We start from the raw sequence: 19,445 nt of genomic DNA, 5'->3' as shown, positions 1-19,445 counted from the left end.
AATTAATAATGCAACAGGTGTGAGCCTGAATACAAGCTTTGCGGTACAGACGGCACTCGTCCTTACAAACGGTATATTAAGCGGTGGAACAAATTTGACACTTGGTACAGCCTCCGCAGCTTGTACGCTCACGCGTAATGCCGGTTCACTGGCTGCAGTTCCAACATTTATTACCTATTCAACTTCCAATCCATTACACTTTACGTATAATGGTGGTGCAGCGATTAACAGTGGCAATGAGCTGCCTCCGACCACTACACCGACTTACGGAACGCTGAGCATCCTTACCGCAAGTACCAACCTTACCCTGACATCGGATGTGTATGTTGGCTCAGTAAGTATTGCAGCCAGCACAACCCTGACATTAAACAGTCATAATCTGGGTCTTGGCGGTGTGGCTACACCAATCGCAAATAGTGGCACTATTGCAGAAGGCACAGCCGCTTCCGCAACAATTACCTTATTCGGGACAGTATCACAATCAGCGGTAAACTTTGCGGGAACGCTCACCGGCGGACCATTCAACCTGACAGTAAATAACAGTGGTGGCGCCATCGCAACAATAACCACCACTGCATTGACCGTTGCCGGATTGACTGTCCAGAGTGGCGGTAACCTTAATTTGGGCGCACTCACACTTTCTGTTAAGAATGATGTTTCAAACAACGGTACCATCACTACTTCAACTGCAAATGCTGTCCTGAACATGAACGGCACCGTTGCACAAAACATCAACGGAAGCGGTACCGAGGTCTGGACAACGGGCACAGCAGGCAGGCTGTTGAATCTTACAATTAATAATGCAACAGGTGTGAGCCTGAATACAAGCTTTGCGGTACAGACGGCATTAACCCTGACTGCAGGTGCACTGGGCGGCACGGGCACGCTTACTATCGGCATACCGGCAACAGCTGTGACCTGTTCGCGTGCGGCAGGTTCGCTGACGAATGTTCCGCAGTTCAATTTTACTATAGGAGCTTACGCGATAACCTACAACGGTACTTCCCAAACTTATAATGTACTTAATGAACTTCCGACAGCACCTACACCAACCAACGGAGTGTTATCCGTAAGCGGTACAACGAATACTGTCATTCTTGATAGAAATGCATACATAGGATCACTGACCACTTCTGCGGGGAATGTTTTCAGTATGGGAACGACAGGATATACTCTGGGCCTTTCGTCAACAACTGCAATGGCGAATTCCGGAACGTTCACGGCAAACGGACACGCATCAAATACAGTTCTTCTTAACGGAACTTTAGCACAGACTTTTGCTATCGGGGGGACTTACACCGGAACCACACTGCCTAATCTTACACTAAGCAACGCAGCCGGTGCCAGCTTCTCAACAAGCAGCACAATTCCCGGTGTATTGAACCTTAGTTCGGGAGCACTGACCATAACAGGAACGCAAACGCTTACAGGAACTGTTACCGGTTCCGGTACCCTGACCAGTGCAAGTGCCGTGCTTGTTCTCGGCGGAAGCAATGGCTCAATGGGAACCATCAATCTTACGGGCGGCGCAGCGACATTAGCGAGTTTAACCATGAACAGAACCGGAACGAATCCTTCGGTTACAATCAACGGCAATCTTACCATTGCGGCTTATACCCTTACAAGCGGTGTTGTCAATATGGGAAATAGTATTTTGATTCATACCGGAAATAATACTACCATGCCTTCAACGGCGGGCAGTGCAGCGAGCTACTTTGCATTTTTAGGAAGTACGGGCGGCTTCCAGTGGAACATGCCGGCAAATACCGTGGTAGGTACTTACAGATGGCCTGTCGGTCCTGCCGGTAATATCAGCGGGTTCAGACCGGTATCGATAAAAACAAATGGTGTTAATCCGGCTTCAATTGTCAATGTTAAAGTTGGTTTTATCAATCATGACGGCACTTCTGTTTATTCACCTACGAACGTTGTATCATCTGATAACAGAGCAGGGTTCATTGTCAATATTACTTCATCGGCAACACAGAGTGCCACGGCTGCAGATATCACCTTATCCTATCAGAACACCGATTTTAATAATGCAACACCTACTACTGCAAGTATCTGGAAGCACAGTGGAAACTGGGCTAATATGGGTGCTGTAACAACAGGAGCAGCTGACGGGAATATCACAATTACGAAAACAAGTGCGTTTTCTATAATTGCAGGAACTTATCCGTTAATACCTTCAGAAACAATTAATGATAATACACCTGCGTCTACATGGACATGGCTTGGCGGAACAAGTATTGCCTGGGGAACAGCGACTAACTGGAGCCCTGCCAGTGTTCCAACAAATGCCACAACTTCAAATATTCTTATCAATAATCCCACAGCCGCATTTCAACCAACGCTTTCTTCGGCTGCCGTAACCAATGTAAATGATATAACAGTTGGTACAGGTTGTACGCTTACCGTAAGCTCTGCAAACACGAATCTTACAATAAACGGTAATTTCAATTACTTAGGTAATGTGGTACCTTCAACCGGCACAACAATAACTTATGCGGGAAGCGGAACGCAGACGATACAGCCAATTAATTATTATACACTGGTATCAAGCGGCACGGGCGCCAGAATACTTTCTCCAACTGGAACAATAAGCGTGGCAACTGCTTTTACTGTTGGAACGAATGCATATACTACCACAAACAGCACAGTTAATTTTAATGGAGCCGCTACGGTGTCGTTGCTTCCCGGTTCAGCACATTATTACAATCTTGCCGTTAGTACGACTGCAGCTCTGGGTGGTGCAACCTTCGTGGACAATAACCTCACGCTGGGTACAGGTGTGACTCTTACAGATGCTGCTTATCTGCTGAGCGGGCCGGGAACAGGAAGCGGTACTTTCACGATGAATGGCACGGCTATTTTTACAATGACCAATGCAAGTACTACCACAGGAACAAACAATGCCTGCTCATTTCCTATATTCAGCAGTTATAGTTTCAACGCTGCAAGTAAGGTCAATTATAATGGTGCTGCTACCCAAACAATTTATGCGATTGCATCTCCCGGTTATGGAAATCTGAGTACAACAACCGGATCAACGACCTATGCAAAAACCGCGACAGGTTCATTCATTGTACAGGGAACTCTCACGGTTGCAAGCACGACTTCTGCTTTTTTCGATGGGGGTTTTACCATCACAGTGAATGGGAATGTAAATAATGGGGGCGCCATATGCGGTACTGGATTGGCTGTTGCCGGAAGCGGAAAGATTGTGATGAGCAGTTCTAATGCGCAGACTATTTTAGGAGCAGGAACTCAGTATGGAAATCTGGAGTTTAATAATTCAAATGTTTCAGGAGTGGCTTTTTCGGGGAGTGCGTCAGCTTTGCTGAATGTCTATGGCAATATCAATATTACGGCAGGATTGGTTTATATGGGCAATTTTACTACCGGCGTTACTGTTGCCGGGACGACCACCGTTGGCGATGGAACCAATGCTTCGACCCTCACTTTCAATGGCGCAACGGGCACCAAGACACTGACCGGAGATGTTACCGTAAGCGCAAACGCAACACTGAATGCAACTGCTGTAGCAGCCCTTGTTACATTCAAAGGCAATATCGTCAACAACGGAACTTTCAATCCTGTTTTGTCAACGGGAGCTTTCACGTTGGCGGGAGTATCAAAAACACTTAGCGGAAATCCGTACTCATTCAATTTGCTGACGGTAAGCGCAAGTGCTGCTATTACTGTAAATTCAGGTGTAACGGTAAACATTGCTGCTGCTTCAACAGTAGATGGCGCTTTAACGAATAACGGAAGTATATACTCAACGTACACAACCGCAACTGTTGGGGGTGCCGGAACAATCACCAATAACAATATCCTTTCTGTTGCCAATACAGGATTTACCTGCACCCTGGTTCCTGCTGCTACCGCGAATACGATAATCTATGCGGGTGCTGCGTCGCAGAATGTCAAAGTGCCATCTACAAATCCGTATTATAATTTGACGATCAACAAATCTGCGAATACTGCGACACTGTCGGGGGCTTTGACTGTGAGCGGTGATCTTACCATCGAGAATGGAACACTTGCCGATAATAACAATCAGCTCAGCGGGCCCGGGGCATCGTCGGGTAAGACATTTGCAATCAACAATTCAGGGCAGTTCACTACTACAAATGTAGTGACATCCATAACAACAGCCTATATTGGCGGTATGCCGATTTTCCAGTACAATGCATTCAGTCTCGGAAGTACGGTCTACTATAATGCCGCCGCCGCATCACCGGTAGCAGCTTTGACTTACGGCAACCTATCGCTTGGGAATAATTCCAGTGCTACTAATGCCTATACAAAAACGGCACAGGGGTCAGTTACGGTAAATGGCAACTATAATTTTACTGCCGGTTATGCAGGATGTGTTTTCATGATAGGAAATAATAATACGTTGACTATAAATGGTACTATTACACAGTCAAATGCTGTTATCAATGGTTATGCCGGGCCGACCTCAAATATTGTACTTGGTGGAACAGCCGGTGTGAGTTTGCCAACAATTGCATCCACTATTAAAGACCTTACCATCAATAAAACATCAGGCGGCATTGTTACCATGGCAGGTGCACAAACGGTTGCCGGAGTACTTTATATGACCGAAGGCATTCTGAATGTTGCTTCATTGACACTGACACTCACGGGAACGGTTAATTCTACCAATGCAACGCTTTCATCCGGTGGAACCGGAGTGTTGGCCATTGCAGGCACAGCTGGCGGTGATCTTGGAACCATTAATCTTACGGGTGGGGCACAAACGTTCAACTCACTTTCTTTTTCCAGAAGCGGTGTAACGCCATCAGCAACCATCAATGGCAATTTAACGCTTGCAAATACCGGAGCAGCTGTGTTTTCACATACCAGCGCGGCAGGTGTTCTGAACATAAACGGAAATCTTACACTTACAGGGCTCAGCGGCGGAATGACCATGAATACTGCAGGCGGAGTGTTAAATATGAATGGCAATCTTAGCCTGAATGGTACATCTGCCACATTTGCACTTACCAATGGTATTGTGAATATGGGCAATAATCTGGCAACTTATGCCGGTCCGGTGGCAAGCATGTCGTCAACCGCAGGTAATGCAACAAGTTATTTCTCTTTCCTCGGGAATGCCGGTGGCTTCCAGTGGAACATGCCTGCATCTACGGTAGCCGGAACCTATCGTTTCCCGGTTGGACCTTCGGGCGATATTAGCGGTTTCAGACCGATTTCATTCCAGACCTTATCAGCGAATCCGGCGAGTGTGATAAGTGTGAAAGCGAATTTCATCAATCATACCGTAAATGGAACTGTATCGGGCACTGAGATTCCTCTGACGGGTAATAACCGTGCCGGGTATATTGCAAATATCACTGTCAGCGGAGGCACATTACCTGTATCAAATCTGACGATGGCATATCAGGATGCTGACTTTAATGGTGGCGCTCCGACTGTCACCACTGTGGCTATATACCGCTATAATGGCGTTGACTGGGACAGGGTAGGGTATACTTCCAATAGTACTGCCAACGGAAATACTACCATTGTTAAAAACAGTGTTTCGGTACTCACGTCATCGCAACCTTATGCACTGGGCGTGACGGGCGGTACAGATCTGCAGGGAAATACTTTTAAATGGGAAGGTGCAACAAGTTCTGCATGGAACGACCCGACGAACTGGGATTTGAACAATGGCGCGTATCCTAACGATCCTGTGGATGTTGTTGTAATTGACAATACATACAGTCCGGTAAACTGGCCGGTAATTCCAAGCAGTGTAGTATATAATGTAAAAGATATCACCGTGGGAACGGGAGCGTCACTGACCATTGGTGGCGGAACTTTAGGCGAGCTTGATGTATGGAATAACTTTACCAATGCAGGCAATGTTACCGGCACGGTGAACAGTACCGTGAAATTCATGTCGGCATCATCACAGACCATACCGGAAGCAAATTATTACAATCTCACCTGTAATGGAGGTGCCGGAGCGCGGTCCTTTTCTACAACGGGAACGATTGGTGTTGCAGGTGTGCTGACACTTGGCACCAATACTTATACCACTGCAGGGAGTACGATTGAATTTAACGGAACAGCAGCTCAGTTCATACCTTTGCAGCCGACTACCGGATTTTATCAAAATGTCATCATTTCAAATGCAAGTACAAAATCACTTGCTGCAGTTACTACCATAAATGGAGATCTTACTATCAATACCGGTGCTACCCTTGCCGATGGGACCTACATGCTTACCGGCCCGGGCTCCGGTCATATATTTGCTATTAACGGAACGGGCGCGTTTTCCATAGCAAACACAACTGTAGCATACGTATTTCCTGCCTTCCAAACATATAGTTTTGTTTCTACCAGCACGGTGAGTTATGCTAATGCAGGCGCTAACCAGCAAATTTCGCCATTGCCTTCTCCTTACGGGAACCTTACACTTTCGGGTGCTGCGAAAAATGCTAACGGAAACTTTACTATCGCAGGAACCATCACAAACACAAATGGTTTTGTAATCGGTGCAAATACAGTTACGGTGCATGGCTTGATATCCGGAGCCAGTGCGTGGACAGGCGGTGCAACATCTAACCTTATTTTTGGCGGCGGCGGCCCTGCTACTACATTACCTACTGTAACCGGTGGTTTGAATAATCTTACGATAAACAGAGCCAGCGGTATAAATTTAAGCGGCGCTGTGACTGTTGCCGGTGTACTTGACCTTCAGCAAGGTGCTTTAAATATCAATGCCGGTGTTACTCTTACACTTTCCGGATCAGTTGCTTATAACGGATTGGGAACAGGTACACTTTCCGGAACATCAACCAGTGTGCTGAGCATTGGTGGAACAACGGGTGGTAGTCTGGGAACACTCAACTTCAGCGGGTCTGCACCCAACCTTGGTACATTTACGGTGAACAGAACGGGTACCACGCCTTCGGTTGATCTCGGTACCGCACTCACAGTTCAAACGGCTCTCAACCTCACTTCGGGAGTTGTAAATGCAGGTTCGGGTTCACTTACGATTGGGATACCGGCAACTGCCTTTACTACAACAAGAGGTTTGGGCTCATTGTCATTTGTACCGAATTTCAATTACACAATCGGTGCCTATGCCATCACTTATAATGGAGCATCACAGACCTATAATGTGCTGAACGAATTGCCTCCTGCAACTACGCCTACCAATGGAATTCTTACGGTTTCACTGGCCACTGATAATGTTATTCTTGATAAAAATGCAAATATTGGTACGCTGACAACGACTATTGCCGGAGCTATTTTCAATCTTAATGGCAATACCCTGGGTTTATCTCTGGGTACGGCTATGAATAATGCTGGTACGCTCACCGCGAATGCTGCAGGCTCAACCATTAAATTAAATGGAAGTATTGCTCAGACATTCACTGCCGGGGGTACCATTACCGGAGCTTATATTGAAAATCTGCTTGTATCGAATACCGGCGGTTTTACAGCCGCTATGGGAGGCAACATCAGTGTTGATAATCTGGAAATCAGCAGCGGTTCTATTTTTAGTCTGGGTGCTTCATACACTCTTGGGATACTTGGGACTTACACGAACAATGGAACACTTACTGCAAACGGAGCTTCATGCATACTTGAAATGAAAGGCGCTTCACCTCAGACACTCACAGTTGGAACATACACAGGTTCTGTGGTCACGAATTTTAAGGTAAGCAATACTACGGGAGTTACACTGAATGCTCCGCTGAACGCGACAACCCTTACACTGGCGGCAACAGCTGCCGGGCCTGTGCTTAATACCACATCAGGATTGATGACGATTGCTGGTACTACGGCGGCTAACATTGTACAGACAGTTGCAACCAATTATATTGTTGGACCGCTTGCGCGGACATTCCCGGCATCACTGATTACAGGTTCTGTATTCAATTTCCCTATAGGGAAAACAGCCAGCCAGTTATTTACCATGAACAATCCCACGACTTCAGCAGCAGGAACTCTTGTAGTAACTGCAGAGGTCTTTGATATGAATTCCGGAGGAACAGCCGGCGCGGGCATCAACACATTAAATAATAATCGTTTCTGGCAGTTAGGAATTACCGGTATCGGTAATTTCACCGGAGTTAGTTCTATAGCTATTACTGAGTCGGGAATGACCAACGGAAGCAGCGTTATAGGTCAGGCTTCATCACAAACGGGAACGTATCAGTACAAAGGTGGAACCGTTGCCGGAAACATTATTACATCTACAGGCGGCATCAATCCAACATTCGGTTATTTTGTTATCGGAACCAAGGCAACAGATATCTGCCCGGGACCTTTTACTATTGGTCCGACCGGCGACTTCAACTCAGTTGCGGACGTGGCAGGTGTGCTGAACGGAACCACCGTTAACTGCAACCTCGTATTTGAATTGCAGCCTGCTTATGTCTCCAGCGGAGAATCTTACCCTATCAACTTTACGAATATTTCATACGGCGGTGCCTATACTGTTACTGTTCGCCCTGCAGCAGCTGTAGTTACTATGCTTACAACAGCAGGCGACCCGGGAACAGCCAACCCGCTTATTAACCTGAACGGTGCCGATAATATTATTCTGGATGGTCGTCCCGGCGGGTTAGGAAGCAGTATTATGTGGACCATAAGGAACACAAGAACTGCCGCGACAATAGGACCTGCCATACAGTTCACAGCCGGTGCCAATTACAATACACTTCAATATCTTCAGATAGAAGGATCAAATCAGACTCTGGCAGGTGGTGTTGTATATCTTTATTGCAGTTCATCAGGTCCGGCAAATAATAACATCACTATTCAGTATTGTAACATTGGTCCCAATGGAACCACTTACCCGGTAAACGGTATTGGTGCCTATGCCTACAGTACAACCTATCCGAACAGCTATATAAGCGTTCTGAGCAATAATATTTACAACTTTCAGCCGACTGCATCGACTGTTGGGAGCGGTATTTTTGTGTACGGGACAGGTACCAATACAAACTACGGAGATCACTGGAACATTAGCGGCAACAGTATCTACAATAGTGTGGCTCAGGTTAACTCTTATTATGTGTACCCGATTTATTTCATGGCCGGAACAGGTTCAAATTTAAATGTGATTTCAAATAATTATATTGGTGGGCAGTCGGCATTATGTGGCGGAACCGGAATCCCCTGGGTTGTTAAATCAACCTCATCAAGCGGGATTACCATTCCTGCCTTTGCAGGCATGTTTATAAAAGCCGGGTCAGCTTCTATTACAGGCAATACAATCAGCAATATACAGATAAATAACACCAACCAGAACGGTCATGCTTTTGGAATTGATATCGACGGAACATCGGGAAGCAATGGTTTTACGATAACTGGCAACACCATTGGTAATCCAAATCCAACCGGCAGTGCTGTTGGTTTTCAGAATACCGGTGCTGCAGCAAACGGCGGTACTATATGCGGTATTATAAATCAGGCTGCCGGTCCAATTACAATTGGTGCAACCGGTGCAGGCAATGGCAATATTATCGCAAACCTTTCTAACGTCGGCTCAAGCGTAAATACTTCCGTTGCGGGTATTGTGACCAATAATGGCGTGAACAGTATTGTGAATAATACCATATTTAACCTTACAGCGGCGACTCAGAATACTTCTGCGCCAGTTAACAGCATTCCTTTCGACGGCAGTGTTGTCGGCATTTTGCAGGCAAGTATAAATTCAGGTCAGATAAACATCAGCGATAATACGATTTATAATATTATCAGTTCAGGTACGGCGGCAGCTGCAACAAGAGCTGTAGGAATCAATTCAACAATTGCTCCTTATGCATTGCCCAACACTCACTATTGCGACGGAAACATAATTTACAATATCAGTGCGCCGAATACCAATACTTCGGTTATCATTGCTGGTATCCGTTTATCAGGTTCAAGCAGCAGCTCGGCGGTGAATTACACTATCAGTAACAATATGGTCCGCTTAGGATACCGGGGTGATGGAAGTACCATTACCGGCTCTGCTAACCTTATCGGTATATTTGATAATTCCAGCGGATATTCCGGCAATCCCTCAACGTATGATAATAATATCAGGGTATATCATAACTCCGTATTTATTGGTGGTACCGGTGTTACCGGAGGTGCTGTAAATACTTATGCATTTTTCCGGAATAACACGAACAGCAGTCCCAAGAATGTGGAATTTATCTATAATAATATATTCAACAATTCAAGATCTTATTCAGTAAGCGGTACCGGTTTCAATGCAGGGATTGGTCTGGATAATAATCTTACTTATTCGCCTAACCTGCTTTCGACAGATTATAATCTCGTTTACGGTAATGGCGCCCAGTACAGATTTGGATATATTACCACGACAGCATATGCGAACAAAGTAGCATGGAACAATGCGAATGCCACCTTTGATGCTAACAGCATCTCTGGTGATCCAATGTTCATGAGTCCTGCAACAACAACTCCTGACCTGCACATTCAGCTTCCGCCTGTCAATACACCCATTGAATCCGCAGGCACCTCATTGTATACGACCACGTATGATATTGATGGAGACGTGCGCGCATCGTATACTCCTGTTGACCTCGGCGCTGATGCCGGCGACTTCCTGCCGATAGACAATACCCCACCGACTATAACTTATACGGCAGTATCAAGTATCTGTAACGGAACAAATATGTATCCCGTGAGCAATGTTGCGATATCAGACGGGAGTGGTTTAAATGTAAATACAGGCACCCGCCCGAGACTTTATTATAAGAAGCTGGCTGATGCTTCAACAACCGTTGATACCGTGAGCGGTCATACGGGTTGGAAATTTGTTGAGGCTACAGGAACTGTTTCACCTTTCTCTTTCAATATCAATTTCAGTAAGCTCAATGGTGGCATACCGGGTGCTGGAGAGTCTGTGCAATATTTTGTGATTGCTCAGGATGCATCACCACAAAACAATGTCGGTGTAAATCCGGGTGCAGTTACTATTACGCCTTCAGCAAGCAGTGTTGACTTGCAGGGAAGTACCGTTGGCGGAACGCCTGGCTCCTTTGCCAATCTTCCGTGTTCAGGAACTGTGAGCGTTGGTACCGGCGGCACATACCCTTCATTTACTACTGCCACAGGATTGTTTCAGGCATTGAATCAGGCGACACTTTCCGGGAATGTTGTTGTAAATGTTATTTCTGATATTTCAATTGAGGATGGAGCAAATGCACTGAACCAATGGAATGAATCAGGTACAGGAGGCTATACACTTACCATTCAGCCGGTAGCCGGAACAAGTACACCTTACGTTATTTCAGGAACGTATAATGGAACCGGTGCCGCTATCGCAGGCTTATTCCGGATGAACGGTGCCGACCGTGTTACCATTGATGGTCGTAACCCGGCGAACCTGCCAGCCGGTGGGAAATTCCTTACTTTCAGAAACTCCGACGCAACCGCATCTTCAAATTTAAATTCAACATTTACATTCATCAATGATGCTAAAAATGATGCAGTTCAGTATTGTAATATTGAGGGTGCCACTGTTGGAACTACCAATGGGGTTGTACTGATATCAACTGCGGCAACTTCCGGAACAGGCAATACGAATATACTGATTGATAACTGTGTTGTTAAAAATGCAGGAGCAAATAACACAACCTTACTGCCGACCAGCGGTATTGTTTCTGCAGGAACACCTACTGCGGGTCAGGAAAATGCAAATATCACCATTTCCAATAATAATATTTATGATTTCTTTAATGCAGGTGTGAGCAGCTCACTTTCATGTGGCGTAAGGTTTACCGGAGGTGTAACAGGAAATAAATCCTGCACGATTGCAGGTAACAGCATCTACGAGACCGCTGCGCGGAGTTTTACCACGGCTTCACTCGAATGGCGCGGCATATCTGTTGAGCAAACTTCATCCAACGATTTTACCATTAGCGGTAATTATATTGGTGGTTCCGCACCTCAATGCGGAGGTTCGCAGATGTCGCTTACCAGCAGTTCGGGAATCTCTTTTAATTTTGTCGGAATACGACTTTCGTTATCTGCGTCAGGAACACCTGCAAGTGTTCAGGGAAATACTATTGCCAATGTGTCGTTCAACAGTAATTCGGCCGGTCCTACAGCCAACGCAGGTATTAATATAGTACAGGGTGCGGCAAACGTAGGTACGGTTACCGGAAATACAATCGGCAGCATGAGCAGTACTAATAATATTTCTGTAACTACAACCGGCGGTGAGTTTAAAGGAATTCTATCAGGCTCGGGCGGCGCTGCCATTCTGGATGTTCGTAATAATAATATTGGTGGTATCACACTCAGTGGTTCGGCAAGCACCTTGTTCCGCGGCATTCAGATAGCCGGTACGACTCCCACAAGCCTTAATATCAGTGGCAATCATATCGGAAGCGCATCGGTTGCAAGCAGCATTCTGAACAGTTCTACGGCTGCTACCACCTATGGTATATACTGTACAACCGGCTCAGCAACTACCAATGATATACTCAATAATTATATTGAGAACATGACTGTAACGAACACCTCTTCTTCACAGCAGTTGATTGGTATTGGCATTGATGCAGGAAAGATAAATATCAGTGGTAATGTTATCAGGAAGCTCAGGTCCGATGCGCTAAACAGCAGCACCGGAGCTTTGGCTTGCCTTATCGGGATTTGCAATATTTCAACGACTGCCTCGCAGAGTATTGCAAACAACAGGATTTACGCGCTTTCTACCACATCGGGTTCGACGGCTGTGAATATAATTGGTATTTATGAAGCAATAAATACCGCAACAGGAACGAACCTCATTTCAGGCAATTACATACATTCGTTTCAGCCGGGAAATACATCCGGAGTAGCTGTTCAGTATGGTATTTACAATGCTACCGGAAATGCTTCAATTGTCAATAATATGATCAGGCTGGGGCGTAAACCCGACGGAACTCAGCAATCACAGACTTGTACGATTGCCGGTATTTATGATGTTTCAACAGCTGCAAATCCTGTCCTGTCAAACAGCGTTCTCATTGATGCTGCGGTGAGCGGTATTTCAGCTACCAATACTTATGCTTACTGGCGTAATGCCGCCTCTGGTGCCGATGATATCCGCAACAATATTTTTGCGAATAACAGTACAGGAGGTCCAACAGGTTCAAAGCACTTTGCTCTTGTTATCAATAGCATCAGTACCATTGCCGCTTTTGACAACAATATTTTCCAGTCAAATACGGGTTCCGATGTGTTCAGTATCAACAATGGAACAACTTCTCTGGCATCTCTTCAGGCTTTGCGTGCAGCGTTTTCAACCACGGCAGCACAGAATCTTCATTCGGGTGTCACTACTTTGTCGTCCATTGGTTTTATAAATGCTGCCGGTGATACCGGGGCGGTGAATCTGCATCTGAATGCCGTCACTTGTGCTTCAGGCGCCGGTGTTACGGTTAGTGGTATAACTGCAGATATTGATGGCGATACACGCCAGTCTCCTCCTGATATCGGTGCGGATGAAGGTGCCTTCAATGCACTTATTGCATCGAATGATATTTATTCACCGGTTATTACCTACACTGCTATCGGCGCTACACAGTATCTTTGTGGTCAGGTGACGACGACCAGTCTTACCGCAAATATTACAGATGTTGGTACGGCGGTTCCTGTAACAGGCGGAAATATCCCACGCATTTATTATAGGCGTTCGTCGCCTTCGTCAACGGTCTGGATCAGCACACCGGGAACATTGCAGTCGGGTAACGGCAACAGCTGCACATGGATTTTCACAATTGATTACAGCCTGCTTTCACTCATCCCGGCTTCCGGTGAGACCTACCAATACTACGTTGTTGCTCAGGATCAGGCAACCAATACTGTATATCCGAACCTCGGTTCAAGTAAATTTGATGCAACCACTCCCGTTTTCACTAATAATAATGTGAATACTCCGGTAACGCATCCTTCAACTCCGGATGCATATGTATTTGCTGCAAATACCGGCTTATCCGGCATTATCAATATTGATCCTTCATCGCAGGCAGGAGATGTGGCCGGCGTGAACTGGTTCACTTCACTTACCAAATTCGACGGACTGTTCAACAAGATTACAACAAACGGTCTGGCAGGAGACCTTGATGTACGCATCAGGGGTGCAGCAATAACTGAAGATGGGAACCAGCCACTCAATCAGTGGTATGAATACTGCGGTAGCGGATACAGGATGAAGATAAGCCCTGCAAGTGCATCTGTAAAAACCCTGAGTGGAAACCTTGGTGCGACCGGTCTGTTCTCAATATCAGGTGCTGACCGCGTAACAATTGACGGACGGTTCAACGGTTCGGGAAGCTATCTGAAATTTGAGAATACATACAGCGGGATAGGGGGTAGTGAGAATGATGTATTCAAATTCGATAATGGTTGCCAGTATGATACAATTCGCTATTGCGAAATTGTTGGGCAAACAACAAAAACGGGCGGCGGGGTCATATACTTTGCGTCAGGCAACAGCTTTATTTCCCTTGACCATAATAAAATTCACGGTGGTGCAGCCTGGGCAACGAATATAGTACTGTCGTACGCCGGGGGAACCGCAAATCATGATATGACCATAAGCAATAACGAAATCTATGACTTCCTTTACTGGAGCGGAGGTTCTGCAAACCGCTCATTTGGTATCGATATTCGTGATGGATACAACTGGACAATAACCGGAAACAGCATTTTCAATACCGGTATCAATGGGCAGAACACTCAAACCGCACTCAGGTTCCAGCCGGGGAGCAGCTCAACCGGTAATGTAATTTCAGGAAACTGGATAGGAGGCAGCTCGGCACAATGTGGTACCGGTGGTTCAGTGACATACTGGGGCAACAGCTGGGACGATTATTATAGTGGAGAGAATCAAGTAATAGCGATAGAACTGAATTGTGGAAACGTTACGGTCAGCAATAACAACATTACTAATATTTATGTTTCAAATGCTGACTATTCCGGGTTCGTGGGTATGAAGGTTCTGGGCTCAACAATTGCCACAATTTCAAATAACGTGTTCGGCACAGGGTCGAATGGTCAACCTGACAATTCTAAAATTATTCAGGTGGCGGGTGGCAGCGTTGGTTCGGGGCCCGGATATATTTACGGTATATGGAATACGAGTACTACCACTTCAATGACCACTTATGATCATAATGATTTTTACTACCTGTGGCAAAGTGGTGCAAACCCCGGAGGAAATGTGCACTGTATTGCTCATCAGGGTTCCGGTCCTGCTACTATTACAAATACTAATATTAATGGTCCACAGGCCTCTGGTGTTAGTTATAATAGTTTTGGAATCAGACTTGAGCCTATTGCATCTACATCCGGTAATTTAATTGAACACAACACAATTGCAGGACCATATATCAATAGCGCCGTGAACGGTGGCGTGGTCAATAGTGCTATTTATGTGAAGGTGCTTGGAACTCAGATGGTCAGTGGAACTATTTCACGTAATGTTGTTTGGGATATGAGGAGCGCTGAAAAAGGCGGAGCAACCGAAGGTATTTATGTATATACTACTTCAGGTGGCAATGGCAACTGGGACATTTTCAACAATCAGGTAACACTTAAAAACAACGGTAATACGACCAACTGTATCGGCTTATATGGTATTGAAGTCGATTTGCCTTCCGGTTCTACTACTAATGTGAAGTACAATACTGTTTACATTGGAGGTTCTAACGGAGGGTCGGCTGTGGTAGGTGTCGATTTCAGCTCTTATGCCTATTTCAGGCAGCCAACTTCCAATCCGGGCGATGTTATCACACTGCAGAATAATATTTTTATCAATAACCGTTTAGTCGGAAATGGATACGTATCAGGGCATTTTGCCATTGCGAACACAAATGGAAATGATGCAAACTGGAATACGAGCAATTATAATTTCCTGTTCACAAACAACGGGACATATAATAAGATAGGTCTGTGGGGCGGCACAACAGCTGCAACACTTGCAAGCTGGCGTACTGCATCAGGCAAGGATGCAAACAGTTATTCAGCAACCGTTACTACCGGCGCCTCAAATTTCGCATCCGGGCTTCTGAATCCCGATGTTGCAAACTATCTGTTTAATGATCCGCTTTCCGATCTTCACATTAATATCGCTGATGGCGAAAGTTATAAATTCATTTCTGACCGTGGTACACCTATTTCCATCACAACGGATTATGATGGAAATCCGCGTGATGCAGCAACTCCTGACATCGGTGCTGATGAGTTCCTTTCGTACGCCTGCACTGCTGTTTCAGTTGCCTCAAATCCTTCGGCAGCCTCTGTTTGCACGGGTGTGAATAATACGTCTTTCACTGTAACCGTTTCGGGAACACCGAATTATTATTATCAGTGGCAGACCTCACCGAACGGAACTGCCTGGACGAATCTTGCAAACGGCGGCGTATATGGTACTTCTGCAATTACTTCCAACACAACTTCAACATCGAATTCCTTATCACTTACAAACGTCGATAATACCTATAATAATAAGCAATTCCGTTGTGTAATACAGAACTGCCTGAACAACAATACGGTCATTTCAAATGCGGCTACACTTACAGTATCTCCTGCTTCTGTTGGCGGTACTGCTGCAGCGCTTGTATCTTCCTTATGCTCGGGCAACAGCACATCCGTCAGTTTATCCGGAAATACTGGCAGTATACAATGGCAGACCAATGCTTCAGGCACCTGGCAGAATATCAGCGGTGCAACATCTTCAACCTACAACACACCTGCACTCACGGTCTCAACATCATTCAGGGCAGTGGTAACAAGTGGTTCATGTTCGTCGGCTATTTCATCGGAAGCAGTTGTGAATATTACGAATATTCCTTCACAGCCTTCAATTATCACAGGCGACACCCTGCCATGCAGAAACTCTGTTCAGGCATACAGTGTTACCAATGTTTCAGGAGTTTCATATAACTGGACATTCCCTGCAGACTGGACTCAGGCCGGTGGTGGAACAACTAATTCTGTGACGCTGAATGTCGGTCAGGACAGCGGATACGTTATGGTTACTCCTTCCAATAGCTGTGGTAACGGAACCTCGCGAAGTATTTTGGTCAAGCCGGTAATTATAGGCACATGGACAGGTGCAGTAAGTGCGAACTGGAATAATCCGGCAAACTGGGGCTGCGGCGTAGTCCCTGATACACTTACCAATGTGAGAGTGCCGCAGGGCGTAGTGAATTATCCTGTTGTTTCATCAGTTTCTGCTGCGGTTTGTAATAACCTGCTGATTGATATGAATGCCGGTATTACGGTTCAGGCATCGAAAGATATTTCGGTGTATGGTTCGCTGATTAATAACGGAACGGTAACCTGTCCGGGAAGCTTTATTTTCAAGGGAAGTGCAAGCGCTCAGATTAACAGCCCCGCTGGCTCACCTACCTACTTCTCGTACCTTACGATAAATAAAACAGGCTCTCCGGCTCCTGTGATAAACGTGAATACCGATGTGTCAATAACTTCTTCTGACCCTGCAGCATTGGTTCTCTCACGCGGTGACCTTCGTATTAATACAGGCGGAACGATTTCATTTGTTGCGGGACCTGTTATTGGCTCCGCTGCATCTATGACCATCAACGGTGGAATCCTTTCAGGTGGTAACTATGATGTAGTAAATAATGGAACCTTCCGTGTAATCTCCGGAACTGCCAATATTGGCGGTGTTGCCGGAAATGTGTATTATGGATCGGCCGGCTCGTTAACGCGGATAGATAACGGAACTATGAATATTGCCGGACGCATGGATATTGCCGGCAGTGGTTCACAGCTTACGGTGCATGGAGGTACGTTAAAACTTTGCACAGCGGGGAATTCGGATCCCGTTTATGCCGGTCTTGAGGTAAGTGCCCTCAGTGGTCTTGATATTACTTCCGGAACTGTTGAATTACAGGCTGCCGGAAGTGCTCCGCTTGATATTAATATTGTGAATGGTGCAGGAACTAAAAGCATCACCGGCGGTATCCTGCAGTTTGGAAATAGTTCAACTGATCCTGCAACGCATTTCAGAATGTTCAATGATGCAGTTGCGTTTAATAATGTTGACATGAATAATTCGGTGGATGTTGAGCTGTTCTCGCCAATAACAATAAATGGTGGTCTGACACTTACACGCGGAATCATACTTGCAGCTGTTCCGAACACGCTTACCATGAATACAGCTGCCTCATGGTCGGGTGGTTCCGACAGCAGTTTCGTGGCCGGAACGGTTGATAAAATCGGTGATCAGGCGTTTGTCTTCCCGGTCGGAGATATACAGGGAACAGTTAAAGTATTTGCTCCTGTGGGAATATCTGATCCGACAGCATCAACAGACATCTTCAGGGCGGCTTACAGCTTTGCACCTTCAATTCACAATGCCGATCTTTCATACATGACCGGCAATCTTGACGGAACAAGTGCTGTTGAGTACTGGGATGTTCAGCGTGTTGCCGGAACTTCACAGGTGTATGTTTCTCTTTACTGGAAAGATACACTGCGCAGTAATGTTACCAATCCTGCCGCCGAGCTGGTTGCGCACTGGAATCAATCTACAAGTAAATGGGAAGATCTGGGTGCGACATTTATGCCCGATGCCATTGGCGGACATATAACAGCAACTGTTGCATCAAATAATTTCAGTCCGTTCACGCTGGGGTCGAATAAAACCTTTAATACTCCGCTTCCCGTAGTGCTTGTTGAGTTCAACGGTGAATGTGCCGGAAATGCAAAAGTGCTGACTTGGAAAACAGCATCTGAATCCAATTCGGATTATTTTGAGGTGGAGCGAAGCAGCGATGGAAAAGTCTGGGAATATACGGGACGTGTGGAAGCTGCCGGCAACAGTACTAATGTAAATAGCTATAATTTTGCCGATATGAACCCCGTTGAAGGTGCTGAATATTACAGACTGAAACAGGCAGACTACGACGGTAAATTCCAGTATTTCGGCCCGGTAGTGCTGAGCTGTTCTGATGTGAAAGTTCCCGGAATTGAAGTTTTTCCGAATCCATTCAAAGATGCATTTATGTGCACATGGTCGAACATGAAAGGCAATGTGATTATTCATGTATATAATGAAGCGGGAGCTCTCGTTGCTGAAAAATTAATTGACAATGCTGAGCAAATCCGATTCATAGATTTTAATTTCAGTAAACTGAGCGCAGGCATGTATAACCTTGAGTTTATCAATGCCGGTAGAACAGAATATCGAAAATTAGTTAAAAATTAGGTTGCGACGTAACAGACATTATTGAGCACGTCGCAGTAGTGTAATTATTTCTGAGGTCAAAAGCCGTTCCCGTTTCGGGGCGGCTTTTTTATTTATCGGGAAATTAATATTTAGTTAAAATTTACAATAATTTGTTTTTACGTTCTAAAATTAGTATATTTACTTAATAATCAAATTATTAAAAAATATTGATTATTATGATAAAATAAACAAATCTATCGATGAA

General features: G+C 45.5%; 1 protein-coding gene. It reads left to right on the top strand.

The genetic code is table 11. The features are described from left to right. Window positions 1-19: 19 nt before the first annotated feature. Window positions 20-19,219, top strand: coding sequence for a T9SS type A sorting domain-containing protein (locus WCM76_14320; GenBank protein MEI6766800.1), 19,200 nt, complete (start codon window positions 20-22; stop codon window positions 19,217-19,219). Window positions 19,220-19,445: the final 226 nt, after the last annotated feature.

The organism is Bacteroidota bacterium (genome assembly GCA_037133915.1).
Taxonomy (GTDB): domain Bacteria; phylum Bacteroidota; class Bacteroidia; order Bacteroidales; family CAIWKO01; genus JBAXND01.
This window is presented reverse-complemented; position numbering and strand designations above follow the sequence as displayed.